The 18,180-nt window shown below is 73.1% G+C and carries 20 protein-coding genes; 7 read left to right on the forward strand and 13 right to left on the reverse strand.

Annotated features, from left to right (window positions below):
• Window positions 1-58 precede the first annotated feature (58 nt).
• From EBO15_RS46035 to EBO15_RS15500, 5 genes are all read left to right on the forward strand, one after another.
• Entirely contained in the window at window positions 59-514 is a 456-nt protein-coding gene (locus tag EBO15_RS46035; RefSeq protein ID WP_122195099.1) for a PNPOx family protein, read from the forward strand.
• A gap of 85 nt (window positions 515-599) precedes the next feature.
• Window positions 600-1,373 (forward strand): SMP-30/gluconolactonase/LRE family protein, encoded by a 774-nt coding sequence (locus tag EBO15_RS15485; RefSeq protein ID WP_122195100.1) that lies wholly within the window; start codon window positions 600-602, stop codon window positions 1,371-1,373.
• Between the two features lie 95 nt (window positions 1,374-1,468).
• Complete coding sequence (locus EBO15_RS15490; RefSeq protein ID WP_199744553.1) at window positions 1,469-2,038, forward strand: bifunctional 4-hydroxy-2-oxoglutarate aldolase/2-dehydro-3-deoxy-phosphogluconate aldolase; 570 nt, start codon at window positions 1,469-1,471, stop codon at window positions 2,036-2,038.
• A 103-nt stretch (window positions 2,039-2,141) separates the two neighbouring features.
• On the forward strand, window positions 2,142-3,389 hold the full coding sequence (locus EBO15_RS15495) for an MFS transporter (protein WP_122195102.1): 1,248 nt from the start codon (window positions 2,142-2,144) through the stop codon (window positions 3,387-3,389).
• Between the two features lie 76 nt (window positions 3,390-3,465).
• Entirely contained in the window at window positions 3,466-4,386 is a 921-nt protein-coding gene (locus tag EBO15_RS15500; protein ID WP_199744554.1) for a leucine-rich repeat domain-containing protein, read from the forward strand.
• Between the two features lie 10 nt (window positions 4,387-4,396).
• Here EBO15_RS15500 and EBO15_RS15505 read toward each other — a convergent pair whose 3' ends face one another.
• Window positions 4,397-4,804 carry an ASCH domain-containing protein gene (locus EBO15_RS15505; protein ID WP_122195166.1) on the reverse strand — a complete coding sequence of 136 codons (408 nt, stop codon included), beginning with the start codon at window positions 4,802-4,804 and terminating at the stop codon, window positions 4,397-4,399.
• 66 nt (window positions 4,805-4,870) lie between these two features.
• Here EBO15_RS15505 and EBO15_RS15510 point away from each other — a divergent pair, with 66 nt between their 5' ends.
• Entirely contained in the window at window positions 4,871-5,479 is a 609-nt protein-coding gene (locus EBO15_RS15510; RefSeq protein WP_147481511.1) for a hypothetical protein, read from the forward strand.
• A 9-nt stretch (window positions 5,480-5,488) separates the two neighbouring features.
• Here the strand turns inward: EBO15_RS15510 and EBO15_RS15515 are convergent, their stop codons facing one another.
• The 12 genes from EBO15_RS15515 to EBO15_RS15565 all read right to left on the reverse strand — a co-directional run bounded on the left by EBO15_RS15515 (window position 5,489) and on the right by EBO15_RS15565 (window position 17,542).
• Complete coding sequence (locus EBO15_RS15515; protein WP_233616209.1) at window positions 5,489-6,868, reverse strand: NADH-quinone oxidoreductase subunit N; 1,380 nt, start codon at window positions 6,866-6,868, stop codon at window positions 5,489-5,491.
• Window positions 6,865-8,358, reverse strand: a complete 1,494-nt coding sequence (locus EBO15_RS15520; protein WP_233616210.1) for a complex I subunit 4 family protein — start codon at window positions 8,356-8,358, stop codon at window positions 6,865-6,867. Before EBO15_RS15520 ends, EBO15_RS15515 begins: the two co-directional genes overlap by 4 nt.
• Window positions 8,355-10,193: an NADH-quinone oxidoreductase subunit 5 family protein gene (locus EBO15_RS15525; RefSeq protein WP_122195104.1), complete on the reverse strand. Its 1,839-nt coding sequence runs from the start codon at window positions 10,191-10,193 to the stop codon at window positions 8,355-8,357. Before EBO15_RS15525 ends, EBO15_RS15520 begins: the two co-directional genes overlap by 4 nt.
• Window positions 10,190-10,432, reverse strand: a complete 243-nt coding sequence (locus tag EBO15_RS15530; protein WP_233616219.1) for an NADH-quinone oxidoreductase subunit NuoK — start codon at window positions 10,430-10,432, stop codon at window positions 10,190-10,192. Before EBO15_RS15530 ends, EBO15_RS15525 begins: the two co-directional genes overlap by 4 nt.
• Window positions 10,433-10,491: 59 nt before the next feature.
• Complete coding sequence (locus tag EBO15_RS46040; protein ID WP_122195106.1) at window positions 10,492-11,340, reverse strand: NADH-quinone oxidoreductase subunit J family protein; 849 nt, start codon at window positions 11,338-11,340, stop codon at window positions 10,492-10,494.
• A gap of 12 nt (window positions 11,341-11,352) precedes the next feature.
• Entirely contained in the window at window positions 11,353-12,264 is a 912-nt protein-coding gene (locus tag EBO15_RS15540) for an NADH-quinone oxidoreductase subunit H (RefSeq protein ID WP_122195107.1), read from the reverse strand.
• Window positions 12,257-13,435 carry a hypothetical protein gene (locus EBO15_RS15545; protein ID WP_122195108.1) on the reverse strand — a complete coding sequence of 393 codons (1,179 nt, stop codon included), beginning with the start codon at window positions 13,433-13,435 and terminating at the stop codon, window positions 12,257-12,259. Before EBO15_RS15545 ends, EBO15_RS15540 begins: the two co-directional genes overlap by 8 nt.
• The gene (locus EBO15_RS15550) at window positions 13,426-13,773 is read right to left on the reverse strand and encodes an NADH-quinone oxidoreductase subunit A (protein WP_122195109.1); all 348 of its coding nucleotides are present in this window, start codon (window positions 13,771-13,773) and stop codon (window positions 13,426-13,428) included. The genes EBO15_RS15545 and EBO15_RS15550 overlap by 10 nt, the downstream gene beginning before the upstream one ends.
• A gap of 280 nt (window positions 13,774-14,053) precedes the next feature.
• Window positions 14,054-14,668 carry a response regulator gene (locus tag EBO15_RS45275; protein WP_199744556.1) on the reverse strand — a complete coding sequence of 205 codons (615 nt, stop codon included), beginning with the start codon at window positions 14,666-14,668 and terminating at the stop codon, window positions 14,054-14,056.
• Entirely contained in the window at window positions 14,665-15,888 is a 1,224-nt protein-coding gene (locus tag EBO15_RS45280; protein ID WP_199744557.1) for a sensor histidine kinase, read from the reverse strand. The genes EBO15_RS45275 and EBO15_RS45280 overlap by 4 nt, the downstream gene beginning before the upstream one ends.
• Window positions 15,885-16,625: an ABC transporter permease gene (locus tag EBO15_RS15560; RefSeq protein WP_122195110.1), complete on the reverse strand. Its 741-nt coding sequence runs from the start codon at window positions 16,623-16,625 to the stop codon at window positions 15,885-15,887. The genes EBO15_RS45280 and EBO15_RS15560 overlap by 4 nt, the downstream gene beginning before the upstream one ends.
• Window positions 16,626-16,627: 2 nt before the next feature.
• Window positions 16,628-17,542: an ABC transporter ATP-binding protein gene (locus tag EBO15_RS15565; RefSeq protein ID WP_122195111.1), complete on the reverse strand. Its 915-nt coding sequence runs from the start codon at window positions 17,540-17,542 to the stop codon at window positions 16,628-16,630.
• Between the two features lie 368 nt (window positions 17,543-17,910).
• Here EBO15_RS15565 and EBO15_RS15570 point away from each other — a divergent pair, with 368 nt between their 5' ends.
• A complete protein-coding gene (locus tag EBO15_RS15570; RefSeq protein WP_267898408.1) occupies window positions 17,911-18,033 on the forward strand; it encodes a lasso RiPP family leader peptide-containing protein in 123 nt (40 codons plus the stop codon).
• Window positions 18,034-18,180: the final 147 nt, after the last annotated feature.

Below are 18,180 nucleotides of genomic sequence, written 5' to 3' on the forward strand. Positions count from 1 at the left end.
TCGTACCGGGCCAGTATCCGGACCGCCGGTCCGGTTCATCGTTCCCGGGAGACGTGTCATGGAACAGCAGACGGATCCGCGAGCCGCGGCGGCTCAGGCGATCAGGGACCTCCGGGCCGCGCCGGTCCCGCCGTATGAGGAGGGGAAGCCGGCCGGGCGGGTCGTCGCCGTGCCCGGACGCCGCAGCGGCGAGCCCCGGCCGTTCGGCATCAACGTGACGATGCTCGACGGGCGCCTGTACCTGTGCTCGGCGATCCGCGGGCGCGACTGGGTGCGCAACCTCGACGCCGCCGGAGCGTGCAGCGTCGAGCGCGACGCCCCGGACGGCACGGACGCCCGCTACACCGCCACCCTGGTCGAGGGGCTCGAGGCGGCGCGCGTGCTGGCCGCCTACCTGCCCCAGACCGGGTACGCCGACCCGGAACTGCCGTTCGCGCTGGACGCCACGGTCGAGGAGATCGTTCCGCACACGGCGTCCACGACGGTGTTCCGGCTGGACCCCGTCCCCGCCTGACACCGGCGTCCCGGGCCGCACCCCCAAATCGTGATCTTCCTGCAGCACAATCGCCGGTGAGGCGAGCGAAGGGGCGGCGGGGACGATGATCGAGGCCATCGGGCCGGTGCGGGCGCTGGTCGGCGAGGCACCCGTGTGGGACGGCGGGCGCCTGCTCTGGGTGGACGTCCCGGGCGGGCACGTCCACCGCACCGACCTCGCGAGCGGGGACACCGAGACGACCGCCCTCGGGCCGCCCGTGTCGTTCGTCTGGCCGACGCCCGGCGGAACGCTCGCCGCGCGCGGCCTCGACCTCCTGCTCGACGGCCGGACGGTCGCGACCGTCCCGGCGGGCCCCGGCGAGGACCGCTGCAACGACGGCGTCGTGGACGGCGAGGGCCGCGTCTGGATCGGGACGATGGGCTCCCCCGGCGCGGCCCGCCTCTACCGCCTCGATCCCTCCGGCGGCGGTCCCACGCCGGTCCTGGACGGCCTGACCGTCTCCAACGGCATCCGGTTCAGCCCGGACGGCACGCGCCTCTACCTCGTCGACACCCCGACCGGACGCGTCGACGTCCTCGACGTCGACCCGTCCGGCGGACTCTCCGGACGCCGCGTCTTCGCCGAGATCCCCGGCCCCGGAAAACCGGACGGGATCGCCGTGGACGACGACGGCCGGGTCTGGGTCGCGGTCTGGAACGGCGGCGCCGTCCTCGCCCACACCCCGGACGGCGTCCTCTCCGAACGCGTCGACCTCCCCGTCGCGTACCCGACGAGCTGCGCGTTCGTCGGGAAGCGGCTGCTGGTGACCACCGCGTCGCGCCCGCTCGGCGACCAGGCCGGACCGCTCGACGGCGCGCTGCTGGAGGTCGTCCGGTGACCGACACCGGTGCCCTCCACCCCGTTCAGGACGGGAGCGGCGGCTCTACCATGGGCGGTGGATCCGGCGTGGGCGGTATGGGCGGGGGTTCGGGCATGGGCGGACGGGTGATAGCGGTCCTGCGGGGATCGGACGGCCGGTTCCTGCTCCCCGCCTCGCGCGTGCTGATGGACGCCGGCCTCCGCCTGGAGGTCCAGCTGCCCACGCCCGGCGCGCTCGACGTGATCGAGGCCCTGGACGGCGCGGGCGCGGGCACCGTCATCACCCGCTCCGACGCCGCCGACGCGATCGCCGCCGGGGCGTCCTTCCTGGTCACGCCCGGTGTCATGACCGACGCCATCCGGTACGGCACCGACCACGGCGTCCCGGTCTACGCGGGCGCGCTCACACCGACCGAGGTCTGGGACGCGCATCGCGCCGGGGCGACCTTCGTCAAGGTCTTCCCGGCGGCCAGCGTCGGCCCCGGCTACATCTCGGCGCTGCGCCAGCCGTTCCCGGAGCCGAAGTACGTCGCGGTGGGCGGGATCAAGCTCGCGCAGGCCCCCGAGTACCTGGCCGCCGGAGCCGTCGCCGTCGGCGCGGACGCGCCGCTGGTCGGGGACGTCCTCACCAGCGGCGACCTCGACGGCCTGCGCGACCGCGCGCTCGCCTGGGCCGTCCTCTGACCCTGGGGAGCGCTTCCCGGTTTCGGCAACGAGGATTGCCGTCCCCTGAGCCGCGAGATCAGCCTGGATCGCACGTCGGTCACCGCGATCCAGGAGAACGCCCATGCACTCCCCCAGTTCCGGCCCCGAGGCCGCCGCTTCCCGCGCCGGGGACCGTCCCCCGGCGCGGGCGGCCGCCCCGCGAGCCCTTCCGCCGCCCGTCTACCTGCTGGCGTTCAGCCTGTTCGGCATGGGCAGCGCGGAGTTCCTGGTCGCCGGGGTCCTGCCCGACATCGCGGCCGACCTGCGGATCTCCCTGCCGTCCGCCGGATGGCTCATCTCCACGTTCGCGATCGGCGTCGTCCTCGGCGGGCCGCCCCTCGCCGTCCTGACACTGCGGTGGCCCCGCCGGACGACGCTCGTGGCCACCCAGGTCCTCTTCGCCGCGGGCCTCGCGGCCGGGCTGCTGACCAGCAGTCACCCCCTGCTCCTCGTGACGCGGTTCGTGTGCGGGCTCGCCTACGCCGGGTACTTCGCGGTCGCGACGGTCACCGCGATCGGGCTCGTCCCGCCCGAGCGGACGGCCCGCGCGTCCGGCGTCGTCGTCAGCGGGCTCAGCCTCGCGATGGTCCTCGGCGGACCGGCCGGGGCGCTGCTCGGCCACTTCACCGGCTGGCGCGGAGGGTTCTGGGCCGTCGTCGCCCTCACCTGCGCGGGCGCCGTCCTGACCCTGGCCGCCGTTCCCGAGACCGGGACGGGCGGCGCGCCGAGCGTCCGCCGCGAACTGCGCACGATGCGGCGTCCGCGGCTGTGGCTCGTGTTCGCCGCCACGCTGCTGAGCACCGCCGCCTACATGATCACCTACAACTACCTGGCGGCCCTGCTGAGGGACGTCACCGGACTCGCGGACGTGTGGGTCCCGGCCGTCCTGACGCTGTTCGGGGTGGGCGCCTTCCTCGGGATCTCGTGGGGAGGGCGGATCTCCGACGGACGGCCGCACCGCGCCCTCCTCGCGGGAGCGTTCGGCATCGCGCTGGTCTCCGCCCTGCTCGCGTCGTTCGCCGAACACGCGGCCGTCGCCGTCCCGCTGGTGCTGCTCCTCGGCGTCGCCGGTTTCGTCCTGAACCCGGCCCTCTACGGACGCGTGTTCACCCTCGCGTCGCAGGCGCCGACGCTGGCCGGGGCCACGACCGTCTCCATGTTCCAGCTCGGCATCAGCCTCGTGCCGCCGCTCGCGGGCGCCGCCCTGAACGCGGGCGGCGGCCTCACCTCCCTCCCCTGGATCGGCGCGGCCCTCGCACTGCTCACCGTCCCCGTGGCGCTGCTCGACCGGCCGAAACACCGATCTTCCGGACAGAGCACCGCCGAGTGACTACGCTCGAACGCCCGTTCTAAGCCGGTGTCCTGCCCCGGGAACCGTCCCCCACCAGCGGAAGCGAGCACCCCCGATGTCGCGTGCGAAGGAGTTCCACGGCCTGCCCGTGGCCGGCTTCTACCCGGACCAGGGCGGTGCGGTCGCCGCGGCGGAGTCCGCCTGGTGCCTGAACGCCGACTACTCCGACTCCTCCGGTCTCGCCGAGGTCTTCGCGTCCTTCTTCGACAGGGCCGACAGCACCCAGGTGACCGCCCTGCTCCTCGGCCACATCGGGTACGACGCCCCGACCGCCGCCGAGGTCCTGATGGACGTCGCCGACCGCCTCCCCGCACTGCGGGCCCTCTCCCTCGGCCACGAACAGGACTTCTGCGGGATGGAGGCGTCCGGCGACTTCACGCCCGTCCTCGAACGCTTCCCGCGGCTCGAACGGCTCGACGTCCGAGGACGCCACGACCTGGAGTTCCGGCCCGTCCGGCACGGGACGCTGAAGACCCTGCGGGTGGAGTCGTGCAACCTCCCGGGCGACGTCATGCGCGCGATCGCCGACAGCGACCTGCCCGCCCTGGAACGCCTCGACGTCTGGCTCGGCGTCGACGACCCCGAGGGCGACGTCGCCGACGAGACCGACCTGGGCGCCGTCCTGACGGGTGAACGGCTCCCCTCGCTGCGCGCCCTCGCCCTGGAGAACAGCGGCAGGCAGGACGAGATCGCCGAGGAGGTCGCGACCGCCCCGGTCGTGGCCCGGCTGCGCCGCCTGAGCCTGGCCCGGGGCACCTTCAGCGACCAAGGCGCGGAGGCTCTTCTTTCCGGCCAGCCCCTCACCCACCTCGAACACCTCGATCTCCACCACCACTACCTCTCGGACACCGAGATGGACCGCCTCCAAGCCGCCCTCCCCACCACCGAGGTCGACCTCGGCGGAGGACGCGGCGAATGGCACGGCCCCTTCGACGAGGAGGTCTTCAACCTGGTCGAAGACGGCCGCGACTTCTGACCTGGAGGAGTCAGACGACGCGGAAGCGTTCGGCGACGACGAGGGTGGTGTCGTCGATGACCGGGGTGTGGCCCAGGAACTCGGCCACGCCCTCGCTCTGGAAGAACGCCTCGTGGGCCGTGCGCCACTCGGCGGCGTCGGCGTAGCCGCGGCCCTCGGCGACCGCGAAGTCGTCGTCGATGTCCTTCATGGGGACGGTCCGGACCTCGGTGAGCTCGATGGTCACGGCCGGGAGGCCGTCCGAGTCGAGCACCGCGAACCTCTGGCCGACCTCCGGCACCGGCTCCCCGGCGTGCTCGTAGATCTCCAGGAGTCCGGTCAGCGCGGTCTTCCGTCCCTCTTCGATCGCCGCCACGCCGCTGTCGCGCTCCGGCCCGGGGAAGGCGAGTTCGAGCGTCGGGAGCTCCTCGTTGTCCATCATGGAAGCGTACGAAGCCCCCGGCTCGGAGATCAACTTCGCGGGTGGTGCGGCTAGAGTGCGCGCGTGGCTCTGAAGGTTCTTGCGGTGGGTGTCGAGCAGGTCCGGGCGATGGTGCGGATCGCCGACACGGCGTGGACGGATGACGGGGTCCACGAGGCGCTCGCCGCGTCCGGGTGGCTGCCGGAGGGGCGGAGGATCGACCGGGGGCCCGGCGGCGGCCTCGAGTTCGGGGGCACCCTGGACATCGGGAACGACCGGGAGCTGGAGCTCGGCTCGGCGCCGCCCGGTCCGCGCGCGTTCGTCGCGATGCCGTTCGCGCTGCTCTGGCCCCCGATCAACGCGGACGACACGGACGACACGGACGACACGGACGACGACGGGGACGAGGACGACCTCGACGGGGAGTATCCCGACGTCTGGGAGCGGCGGCCGGACGCCGGGCCCGCCGAGTTCGAGGCCGAGTTCCTGCGGGTCCGGGCGCTGCTCGAAGACCTGGTCGGGCCGCCCTCGCACGTCCACGGGAGCGTCGCCTCAGGGGTGCGCTGGGACGTCTGGGAGCGGGGAGACACCGTCCTGACCCTGTACGCGCAGGATGACATCCCCTCCTACTCGCACTACGACCGCCTCGCGCTCGCCGTCTGGACCGCCGACGGCTGGACCCCACCCGAGTAGGGCTGGGGGTCAGTTCAGGGAGAGGGCGATGCCGCTGCCGATGCCCAGGACGAGGGTCAGTGCGGTGGCCGTGTAGGCGACGAGGGCCGCCGGACGGGACACCGTTGGGGGTTCGTGTTCGGCGCGGCCATAGGCCGGGACGATCCAGCGGAGGTAGTAGAAGACGCTGGCCACCGTGTTGACGGCCGCCACCACGGCCAGCCACGTGTAGTGGCCCTCGACCGCCGCGCCCAGCATGAGGACCTTCCCGACGAACACGGCCGTCGGCGGCGTCCCGATCAGGCCGAGAAGGCAGATGACCAGCGACAACGCCAGCAGGGGCGAGCGGCGCGCGAGGCCCCGGTAGTCGCCGATCCGGTCGCGTCCCACGGCGACGACGACGGCGAAGGCGCCCAGGTTCGTCAGCGCGTAGGCGGCGACGTAGTAGAGCAGGGCGGGCTCGGCGAGGTCGGTGCGTCCGGCCACGGCGACCGGGACGAGCAGGTAGCCCGCCTGGCTGATGGTCGAGTAGGCCAGGAGGCGGCGGACGTTGTCCTGCCCGAAGGCCGCGAGGTTGCCCAGCGTCATGGTCGCGGCCGCGATGAGGGCGATCGTCAGGGCCCACGAGTGCGGCATGACCTCCGCGCCCAGGCGGAAAAGGGCCGCGAAGGCCCCGATCTTCGGGACGGTGGTGACCAGCGTGGCCACGACCGGGGGCGCGCCCTCCGTGACGTCCGGGACCCAGAAGTGGGCCGGGACCGCGCCCGCCTTGAACAGCAGGCCCGCGACCAGCAGGATCACGCCGACCGTGACGGCCGGGCCGGACGGCAGGCCGAGCGCCAGGGTCTCGTAGGACGTGCCGCGCCCGAGGCCGTAGAGCAGGGTCACGCCGGTGAGCATGAACAGGCCGAGCAGCGCGCCCATGAGGTAGTACTTCAGCGCGGACTCGGCGCCCTTGCCGTCCTTCCCGAAACCGGCGAGCGCGTAGGCGGGGATGCTCGCCAGCAGGTACGCCGCGACCAGGACCAGCAGGTCGGACGCCGCGCCCAGGGCGATCGTCCCGAGGGCCGTGAACACCGTCAGCACATGGAACTCGGTCTCGCGGCGGTGCCCGCGCATCGGCGCGAACCCCAGCGCGAGGACCAGCAGCGTGGAACCCAGCACGGTCAGGCGCGTGACGTGCGTGACCGGGTCGAGCATGAACGCGTCGAACGTCATCACCCGCGGCCCCGAGACGGCGAACGCGGCGGCGACCAGCCCGGCGAGGACGCCCGCCGCGCAGACCAGCGCGGCGATCCACTGCCGCCGGCGCGGGACGAACATGCCGGTCAGCAGGCCGAGGACGGCGCCGAACAGCGTGAGGAGCTCCGGCAGCAGGTCGGCCGGGTTCTCGCGCATCATCGGGTTCATCGGCCGACCAGCGCGATCACGGCCGACGACACCGGCTCGACCAGGTCCAGCAGGAACCGCGGCGCGACCCCGATGACCAGCGCGAGCGCCAGCAGCGGGACGATCGCGGCCCGCTCGGCCGCGCCGACGTCGGTGACCCGCGCGGTCAGCGTTCCGGGCGTCCCCAGCAGGACGCGCTGGAGCAGCCGCAGGAACAGCGCCGCCGTGATCAGCACGCCCAGGACCGCGATCCCGCCCGCGATCGCCGCGCCGGTCGTCCCGGCGCCGATGACGCCGGTGAAGATCTGGAACTCGGCGATGAACCCGGACAGTCCGGGCAGGCCGAGGGACCCGAAGGACGCGACGGCGAGCAGCCCGGCGAAGACCGGGGCGACCCGCGCGACACCGCCGTACTCGTCCATGTCGTAGGACGCGGTGCGCTCGTACAGGACGCCGCAGAGCAGGAACAGCGCGCCCGTGAGCAGGCCGTGGCTGACCATCTGCGTGACCGCGCCCGTCACGGCCAGCCGCCGCGCCGCCTCGTCCCCGGCGAGCCCGGCCGCGCCGACCGCGAGGACGATGTAGCCCATGTGGTTGACCGACGTGTAGGCGATCAGCCGCTTGAGGTCGCGCTGGGCGAGGGCGACGAGCGCCCCGTAGACGACGCTCACGACACCGACGATCACGATGACCCACGCGTAGGTCCGCCAGGCCTCCGGGAGCATCGGCATCGCGATCCGGACGAACCCGTACGTGCCCATCTTCAGCAGGACGCCCGCGAGGATCGCCGACCCGGCGGCGGGCGCGTCGGTGTGCGCGGGCGGCAGCCAGGTGTGGAACGGGACGGTCGGGGTCTTCACCGCGAGCCCGACGACGATCGCGAGCAGCACCAGCCCGGCGAGTCCGGGCGAGTCGGCCAGCGGCGGGTTCCGGGTCAGCTCGACCATGTCGAACGTCTTCGGGGACGACCCGAGGTACAGGCCGATGAAGCCCAGCAGCAGCACCAGCGACCCGAAGAAGGTGTACAGGAAGAACCGCAGCGCGGACCGCAGCCGGTCGCCGTGCCCCCAGCCCGCGATGACGAAGTACATCGCGACGATCGACAGGTCGAAGAAGACGAAGAACAGCAGCAGGTCCAGGGCCGCGAACAGCCCGAGGCTGACGGTCTCCAGGAACAGGAACAGGGCCGCGAACGTCCTCGCGCGGCGCGCCTGCCTCAGCGAGTACACCGCGCAGCACAGGAACAGCAGCGTGGTGAGCGCGAGCAGCGGCAGCGACAGGCCGTCCACGCCGAGGTGGTAGCCGGCCCGGACGGACGGGATCCAGCGCGCGTTCGTCTCGTAGCCGATGCCGGGACCGTCGTAACGGGCCCACAGCGCGACGACGATCGCGAGGTCCGCCGCGGACGCGACGATCCACGTCCAGACGGAGGCCCGGTCGCCCAGGCGCAGCAGGTACAGCGCGAGCGCGGCGGCCAGCGGGAGGAAGATCACCAGGGAGAGCACGGTCACCCGACCAGAACGACGACGAGGGTCAACACGAGGAGGAGCACGGCGGCCTGGGCGTAGTAGGTGTGCACCTGGCCGGTCTGCGGACGGCGGGCGAGGACGGCCAGCCGCCGGACGGATCGCCCGAGGCCGTCCACCAGGCCGTCCACGGGGAACTCCACACGCCGGGACGCCAGGGTGGCGGCGGCGCGCCCGCCGGCGGCGACCGCGCGGACGGCGCCGTCCAGCACGCGGTCGTCGAACCGGGCCAGCGCCCCGGCGAGCGCGAGCACCGGCCGCGCCACGAGCCGGTCGGCGGCCTGGCCCAGGTAGAACCAGTTCCGGGCGGCCGCGAACGCGGGGAGGTTCACGCGGCGGGACGCCACGACCCCGGCCACCAGCACGGCGAGCCCGCCGGAGAGCGCGAGTTCGAGCGCGGTCGGGCCGTCCTCACCGGACGCGCCGAGCAGCCGCTGCCACGGCCCGAGGACGCCCGGCAGGGCGACGACCCCGAACCCCGCGCCGACGGCGGCGAGGACGGGCATCGGCAGCTTCTCGGCCAGGCCGACATGCCGGGTGCCGGGCTGCTCGGTGTCGTCCCTGGTCAGGGCATCCCTCGGATGCCAGACCGCCACGATCATCCGCACCGAGTAGGCCGCCGCGAGGACACCGCCCGCCAGCCCGACCGCCTGCAACGGCACCGGCGCGGACGCCAGCACGACGTCCTTCGTCACCCACAGCGACAGCGGCGGAAGCCCGGCGAGCGCGAGCGCGCCCACGCCGAACGTGACGCCGACCAGCCGGAACCGGCGCGCCGCGCCGTGCAGCTCGGCGAGGTCCTTGGTGCCGAGCGCCGTCAGGAACGCCCCCGCCCCCAGGAAGAGCAGGCACTTCACCGCAGCGTGCGCGACGAGCTGCGCCGTCCCGCCCGCGACCGAGCCGACGCCCGCGGCGAGCACCATGAACCCGATCTGCGCGCACGTCGACGCCGCGAGCAACTGCTTCAGGTCACGCTGCGCGACGGCGACCGCGCCCATCACCAGCGCCGTCAGCGCACCGGCCCATGCGACCAGCGTCCCCGCCCACCCGGCCGCCTCCAGCAGCGGATGGACGCGGAGCAGCAGGTACGCCCCGGCCGCGACCATCGTCGCCGAGTGCAGCAGCGCCGACACCGGGCTCGGACCCGCCATCGCCCGCGACAACCAGAACGAGAACGGCAGCTGCGCCGACTTCCCGAGCGCCGCCACGACGATCCCGGCCGCGACCAGGTCCCGCCAGGGGGACGCCGCGCCCGCCAGCGCGTCCAGCGAGAGCGAGTGCGTGCCCGCGACCGCGCAACCCGCCGCGAAGTACAGCCCCAGGTCACCGGCGCGCGTGGTCAGGAACGCGACGTTCGCCGAATCCACGCGCTCGCCGTCCTGCCACCAGAACCCGATCAGGGCGTAGGACATCGCGCCCATGACCTCCCAGGCCATGAGCAGCACCGCGAGATCCTTCGCCGTGACCGTCACGAGCATCGCCGCGGCGAACACCAGCATCAGGCCGAAGAACCGGGCGCGCGCCTCGTCCGGGCCCATGTCCCCGGCCGCGAACACCAGCACGGCGAGGGCCGCGGACGCCACGGTCACCACGAGGACCGCCGACAGGCCGTCCACCGCCATGCCCGCCGGGAGACCGGCGAACAGGGGGAACGACACGTCCGGACGTCCGACGGCCGCGGCCACGGCGAGGCCGAGCGTCCCCACCCCGGCGAGGACGGCCAGCACCGGAGCGACCCGGTCGGCGCGGCGTCCGGCCAGCAGGAGCAGCGCGCCCACCAGCAGCGGCAGCGCGGGCAGGGCCCAGGCGACGGCGCTCATCCCTTGAGTTCCGATGCGTCGTCGGTGACGTCCACGTCACGCGCCCGGAACAACGCCGTCGCGACCGCGAACCCCATCGCCATCTCCAGCGCCATCACCGTCACCGCGACCAGCACCAGCACCTGCCCGTCCGCCGAGCCGGGCGCCACGTAGAACCAGAACGCCCCACCGGCCACGACGAGCCCGTTCACCATGAGCTCGAGCCCCATCATCAGCATCACGATCGACTGCTGTGACAACGCCCCGTACAACCCGACCGAGAACAACCCGGCCGCCAACACCAAGAACGCCTGAAGCGTCACCCCGCACCCCCAGCAAGCCCATGCCCACCATGCGCCCCATGCCCGGCCTCGCCGTGCATGCCATGCCCGGCCTCGCCGTGCGCGTCCCGCGCGGCGGCCTCGTGGGCGGCGTGCCCTCCATGCTCATGCCCGCCGTGGCCATCCATGCCGTGGTCATCCATGCCGTGGTCATCCATGCCGTGGTCATCCGCGCCCTGCGCGGCATGACCATGCGCGGCGTGCGCGGCATGACCATGCGCGGCGTGCGCGGCCTCGTCGTGGACGCCGTGCATGGAGTGGTCGTGCGCGGCGTGTGCGTCGTGGCCGGGCTGGTCGGGTGCGGCGTGACCGGCGTGGTCGTCCGCCGTGTCGTAGCGGCCCCGGTCGGTGGCGAGGACGACGGAGGCGATCATCGTGGCGAGGATGGCGAGGCCGATGACCATCATGACCAGCATCTTCGGGCCCATGATGGCCTGGCCCAGGGCCCGGGTCGGGTCGGACGGCGGCGCGCCCTCGCGGTGCGGCCAGCGGACGGTGAGGACGCCCGCGGTGAGGAGGACGAAGACCCCCGCGGAGATACCGAGGGCGGCACGGTTGTTGTGCACCATCTTCATCGGCATGAGCCCGGCCGGGTTCATCATGTACATGATCATGAAGACGGCCATCACCAGCATCTCCATGATCATCATCAGCACCACCAGGACGCCCAGGTAGTGCAGATCGATGAGCAGCAGCACCGCGCCGACGCACAGGAACGACGCGAGCAGCGCGAAGGTCGCGCGCGCCATCGAGTCGACGACGAAGACCATCACCCCCGTGCCCACGGCGGCGAGGGCCAGGATCCAGAACACCGCGTCCCGCAGCATGTCAGTTCCTCCTCACAGCGCGACCAGCCCGGTGACGAGCAGCTGGAGCAGCGTGGCGGGGATCAGGGCCGTCCACGCGAAGGTCATGAAGCGGTCCATCCGGAGCACCGGCAGGCGGTGCGCCGTCCAGACCAGGACGGCGAGGACGGCGAGCGTCTTCAGCAGCGCCCACAGCCAGGCCGGGAGCAGCGGTCCCGCTCCCCCGCCGAGGAACAGCGGGACGGCGGCGGCCGCGGCGACCGCGAGCATCGCGTGGCGGCCCGCCGAGAACACCAGCCGGTCCGCGCCGCTCAGCTCGGCCGCCGCCCCGCCCGCCAGGTCGGCACCGACCGGGGACGACATCGGACCCCAGAACGCCATCGCCAGCGCGGACAGCAGGTACACGAGGAACGCGACCGGCATCTGGACGGCGAACCAGAGGTCGTGCTGCGCGGTCACGACGTCGGAGAAGCGCAGGGACTCCGCACCGACCGCGACCGTGATCAGCGCGAACATGTGCGGAAGCTCGTAGGCGAGGCCCTGCGCGATCATCCGGTACCCGCCGACCAGCGGATACGCCGAGTTCACGCCCCATCCGGCGAGCCAGACGCCCGCCCAGACCGCGACCTCCATGGCGTTGAACCAGACGATCCCGACGGACATGTCGGACGCCGCGCGGGCGCCGCCGAGCGGCAGGACCGCCGCCGCGAGCACCGCCGCGACCGGCAGGACGAGCACCCCGGCGCGGCGCAGCAGACGGTCGGCGGCGAGGGTGCTCCTCCGCTGCCGGACCAGCAGGCGCGCGGTCTCGCGCAGCGGCGCGTCCCACGCCCGCCAGGCGCCCGGGACCCCGGCCGCGGACGCGCCGAGGACGGCGTCGAACGCCGCCGCCGCGACCGTCAGCACCGCGACGAGCAGCGGCAGGACCAGCAGGGACTCAGACATGTTCCGCCACCGCGCCCTCCGTGTCGGGGTCGAGCGCGGCGACGAGCAGGCGGGCCGCCGCGACGTCCAGGCCGACGAGCAGTTCACCGAGCGGCGGGGTGGCCGCCGAAGTGTCCGGACGCGTCTCGCCGCCGATCTCGGCGAGCCAGCCGGACGCGCGCGTCCAGGCGTTCGTCTCGCCGAGGCCGACGTCCTGGAGCATCCAGCGCAGCGTCCGCGAACGGCGCGTGCGTCGGACGAACTTCTCCAACCGGGCCTTCTCGACCTTCCCGTCGAGCGCCTGGTCGCGGAGGACGCGCGCCTGGGCGGCCTGTCCCGTCCAGCCGGCGACGGCGAGGAGGCGGGCCAGCGCGTCCAGCCGGGCCGCGACGACGTTCGTCCCGTCCCAGAAGCGCCCGGCACCCGCGTCCCCGGCGAGGTGCTCCACCTCGGCGGCCTGCACGACGTCCCCTTGCAGCGTGAACGTCACCTTGAGCCCGGCGGGCCAGTCGGCCAGCACCGGCCCGAACGGCACATGCAGAACGTCCAGCTTGAGCCCGTCCCGGTCCGGCGCGCGATCCGCCATCGCCAGCCCGTGCGGCGCCCCCATCATGTGATGGTCATGACCCCCGCCATGACCACCATGGCCGCCATGGCCCTCGTGGCCCATCGCTTCGTGGCCCATGGACTCGTGGCCCATCGCCTCATGGTCCATGGACTCGTGGCCTTCGTGGCCCATGGCGCCATGGTCCATGTCTCCATGACCCATGGCGCTGTGATCCATGTCCCCGTGATCCATGTCCCCGTGGTCCATGGTGCTGTGGTCCATGGACGTTTCGGGGGTGTAGGAGGCACGTTGGGCGGCGTCCTCGAGTTGGGCGGGTTCGTCGGCCAGGTGGGCGGACGCGGCGTCCAGGGCGGACGGGACGTCGGACGCCGTGGGCGCGTCGGCTCGGGCGCGTGGGCTGGGCATCTGGTCCCAGACGGTGTCGATGGCGCGGGCGAGGTCCGGGCCGGGGCGGCCGCAGACGATGAGGAGGTCGGCCTCGGCGGGGGCGAGGGCGGGGCGCCAGCCGCGGCGGCGCAGGTCGGCCTCGACGGCGAGGCGGACGCCGGTGAAACCGGGGACGGCGACGACGAGCGGGCGCGGGCGCCCGGCGGCGTAGCGGAGCAGGCGTGCTCTCAGGCCCATCGGAACGCGCCCTCCCGCCAGGCGTACAGGACGCCGACCAGCAGCAGGGCCAGGAAGCCGAACATCTCGACGACGGCCTTCGGCCCGACGGACGTCACGACCAGCGCCCACGGGTACATGAAGACCATCTCCATGTCGAAGGCGAGGAAGACCAGGGTGATCACGTACCAGCGGACGTGGTAGCGGGACACGGCGTGCTCGAGGGGGAGGCCGCCGGACAGGTAGGGCGCGGCGGCCGGGGTTCCCGGGAGCGCGGTGTACGCCGACATCGCGTACACGCCGCACGCGAGGGCGGCGGTGAGGCCGAGCAGTGCGAGCGCGGCGACGAACGGCTGCATCGCGCTCCCCCCTTCCGGCGGACCGGACGGACTCATGGCGACACGTCCGGACACGTCGATATGCCTGTACCCGGCACGTGTATGCCCTAGCGGGACGAGTATGTCCTACACGGTGTCGGAGCTACAACCGGTGGTCAGAGGGGTGAAGCACGGAACAAAGCACGCGAAGCCCCCTCGCCCGGGACCTCAAGATCGCCGGGAGCCCTTACGCCGTCGGGGTTTCCGACGATCTTGAGGACTCCGGCGGACGGCGGCCGGAAGGCGGCCGAAAAAGTTCGATTCAGGCGAGCAGACCGCGCCGGTACGCCTCGGCGACGGCGGAGGCGCGGTCACGGACGCCGAGCTTGTCGTAGATGTGCAGCAGGTGCGTCTTGACGGTGGCCTCGCTGACGAACAGCTCGCGCGCCGCGTCGCGGTTGGTGGCACCGCCCGCGACGAGGGCGAGCACCTGCCGTTCGCGGGGGCTGAGGGTCTGGTCGGACGGGCGCCGGACGCTCGCCATCAGCCGTCCGGCGACCGCCGGGGACAGCACGGACTCGCCGCGGTGCGCCGCCCGGACGGCCCGGACGAGCTCCTCGCGCGGGGCGTCCTTCAGGAGGTAGCCGGTCGCGCCCGCCTCGATCGCGGGCAGCACGTCGGAGTCGGAGTCGAACGTGGTGAGGACGAGGACGCGCACGTCGGGCCGGGTCTCGCGCAGTCGCGCGATGGCCTCGACGCCGCCGACGCCGGGCATCCGCAGGTCCATGAGGACGACGTCGGCGCGGTCCGCGAGCTCGACGGCGGCGGCGCCGTCGGCCGCCTCGCCGACGACCTCGAAGTCCGGGACGGCCCCGAACACGCCGCGCAGCCCGTCCCGGACGATCGGATGGTCGTCCACGATCAGCAGCCGGATCACCGGTTCCCCTCCCCCGCCGGGACGGCGGGCACGGTCGCGTTGACCGCCGTGCCCTCCCCCGGCGCGCTCTCCACCGACAGGCCGCCCGCCACGCCCAGCATCCGCTGCCGCATGGACGAGAGCCCGAACCCGTCGCGCCGGGCGCCGCCCAGGGCGAAGCCGACCCCGTCGTCGCGGACGTCCAGCAGCACCACGTCGCCCAGGTAGGACAGGGTGAGGCCGACGCGGGACGCCGAGGCGTGCTTGGCGACGTTCGTCAGCGCCTCCTGCGCGACCCGGAACAGCGCGACCTCCACGTCCGGGTGCAGCGGGCCGGGGTCGCCGGTCGTCTCGACGTTCACCGGGACACCGCTGGCGGCCGTCCAGCGCTCGGCCATCCGCCCGATCGCCTCGGGCAGCACCGCCTGTTCGAGCGATTCGGGACGCAGCGCCTGGACGGACCGGCGGGCCTCGCCGAGGTTCTCGCGGGCCAGCCCCTGCGCCTGGCGGGCGTACCGCTCCCACTGCCCCGGGTTCTGGAGGGCCGCCTCGAGCTGGGCGACGATCCCGGTGAAGCCCTGCGCGAGGGTGTCGTGGATCTCGCGGGCCATGCGCGCGCGCTCGTCCAGCACCCCGGCCTCGCGCGCCTGGGTGAGGAGCTGGGCGTGCAGGCCGGCGTTCTCCTCCAGGGCCGCCTCGAGCCGGGCGTTGGCCTCGGTGAGCTCGGCGACCATGGTCCGCTGGCGGGCGTTCTGCTCGCCGAGTTTGTGGATGAAGAAGATGAACGCGCCGCCGACCGCCGCGCCCACTACGCCGAACACGAGGAAGAGCGGGAGGGTCCGGGCGTCGAGGTGCTGGACGCCGCCGACGTAGGTGCTGGCGACGAGGAACGCGGTGACGGTGGTCCCGACGTACCGGCCGCGGCCGGGCAGCCATCCGGCCTGGACGTAGCCCGTCCAGGCGAACAGGCCGAACAGGGTGGACCGCCAGATCAGCACCCCGAACAGGACGACCAGCCCGGCGTAGTAGATCCACGCGCCGACCGGGCGGGACATGACGTGGGGCCGGAGCGTGAGCAGCGCCAGCATCCAGACGCCCGCGAGGGCGGCGAGACCGACGGTGGTGAGCGCGCCCGACACGCCGGCCGGTTCGGCGAGGAGGGCCAGCAGCGTCGAGGCGGCGAGCACACCGTAGAGAACGACGTGGACCCACCGGCCCTGCCGCCGTTCCCACTCCGTCATCGTGACTCCCACCTGAAGAACCTCACCGCCGCCGCCACGGCGACCACAGCGTACGCGGCCAGCGCCACGAGCTGGGACGGGTGCGGGTCGAGGCCCTGCCAGGAGTCCCGGACGGTCTTGAGGGTGGCGCCGAGCGGGGTGTAGTCGCCGACCGCCCGCATCGCGGCGGCCTCCTTCTCGCGCGGGATGTAGACGCCACCGAAGAGCATGCTCGGGAAGAACAGCGCCATCCCGATCCCCGTCCCGGCCTTGCCGCTCGGCGCGACCGCCGCGACGAGCAGGCCGATGCCGAACAGCGCGCCCATCCCGAGCAGGACCGCGAGGACGAAGGACCCGAGCCGCTCCGGGACCGGCGTGCCGAAGATCATGTCGCCGAGCAGGACGACCATGGCGACGACGAGCAGCGCGGACACGCTGTAGATCAGCAGTTGCGCGGCGAGCAGCAGGGACGGCCGGACCGGCGTGGTGCCGAGCCGCCGCAGCACGCCCTTCTCCCGGTAGTCGGAGATCACGCTCGGCAGGATCGTGAAGCCGAGGACGACCAGGACGATCCCGACGTCGATGGACGCGATGTACTCGGCGGCGCTCTGCCCGGCCAGGTCCTCGCTGGCCTTGGTGCCGCCCGGCATGAACCCGAAGCCGAGCAGCAGCGCGACGGGCAGCGCCACGATGAGCGCGGGGCCGACGACGTCCCGGACGAACAGCCGGAACTCCATCAGGGTGATCTTGGCGAGCACGGTCAGTCCTCCAGGGTGCGGCCGGTCAGGGCCACGAAGGCGTCGTCCAGGCTGGTCTGCTCGACGCGCAGGTCGGCGGCGATGATCTGGTTGCGGGCGAGCACGGAGGTGACCGCGTGCAGCACCTCGGGCGTGCCGGTGACCCGCACCTGCTCGCCGCTCCACTCCACCGACCGCACCTCGGGCAGGTCGCGCAGCAGCGCCTCGGGCAGCGGCGCGGACGGCCGGAACCGGACCCGGATCCGCCCCTCGGGCTCCACGCGGGCGACGAGCCCGGACGGGGTGTCGACGGCGACGACGCGTCCGGCGTCGATCACGGCGAGCCGGTCGCAGAGCCGCTCGGCCTCCTCCATGAAGTGGGTGACCAGCAGGACGGTGACGCCGCGGTCGCGGATCCGCTCGACCATCGCCCAGGTGTCGCGGCGGGCCTGCGGGTCGAGGCCGGTGGTCAGCTCGTCCAGGACGGCGACCTCGGGGTCGCCGATGAGGGCGAGCGCGATCGAGAGCCGCTGCTGCTGCCCGCCGGACAGCTTCGCGAACCCCGTGTCGCGCTGCGCGGTCAGGTCGAGGACGTCCATGAGCTCGCCGGAGTCGGCGGGCTCGGGATAGAAGGACGCGTACAGGTCGAGCGCCTCGCGGACGCGCATCCGGTTCGGCAGGCGGGCCTCCTGGAGCTGCGCGCCGAGCCGGGACCGGACCTCGGCGGCGTCCCGGACCGGGTCGAACCCGAGGACCGACACGGTGCCGCGGTCGGGCCGCCGGAGCCCCTCCACGCACTCGACGGTGGTGGTCTTGCCCGCCCCGTTCGGGCCGAGGATCCCGAAGATCTCGCCGCGCTCGACCGTGAACGACACGTCCTCGACCGCGACCTTCCCGCGGTAGCGCTTGTGCAGGTTCCGCACCTCGATGACCGGCATGTTCCCCCTCGCATCCCATCGTTTCGGCTGGTGACGGGGACGAGCATGCCGCTCGGGCGCGGCCCGGCGGATCCACCGGCCCGCCAGGACCGCGGTGGATCCGGGCATCGACCGATCGGTGGATGCCGGGCCCACCGGGCGGTGCCCCGAAGGGCGCGCGGGTGGCCCGGCGAAACGTCGCGATAAAACCGGATGAAATGCCCCGCCCGCTTGACCTCAAGGCAACAGAAGAATGCCGGGGCCGGATCCGGACAGGCCATCGTGTGGCCTTTTGACAAATTCTGTCACTAAGCTCACTATCGCCAGTCAGCAAACAAGCCGAGAACGATCCATCCTCGGTCGTTCTTGATTCCGAAAGGGGCGCGATGATGCGCTACATGGCTCCCGAGTTGACTCGTCTGGGCAACTTCACCAAGGTCACGCTGGGCCACCCGAGCTGGGGCTTCGAGTGGAACGGCCACTGCGTCTACTTCAACTGCGTGAGCGGCTGAGCCCTGCCGGCTCGCTCCGACCCGGTCCGGGCGGAGTGAGACAAGGACACCGGCCCCGAAATCACGGGGCCGGTGTCCCCGCCCAGAAGAATGGCTCGACTTATCGTCGGGCCAGCCGTCCCCGCCATTTTCGCATGCCCCCGGGAA

Source organism: Actinomadura harenae, assembly GCF_003696215.1.
GTDB lineage: Bacteria > Actinomycetota > Actinomycetes > Streptosporangiales > Streptosporangiaceae > Spirillospora > Spirillospora harenae.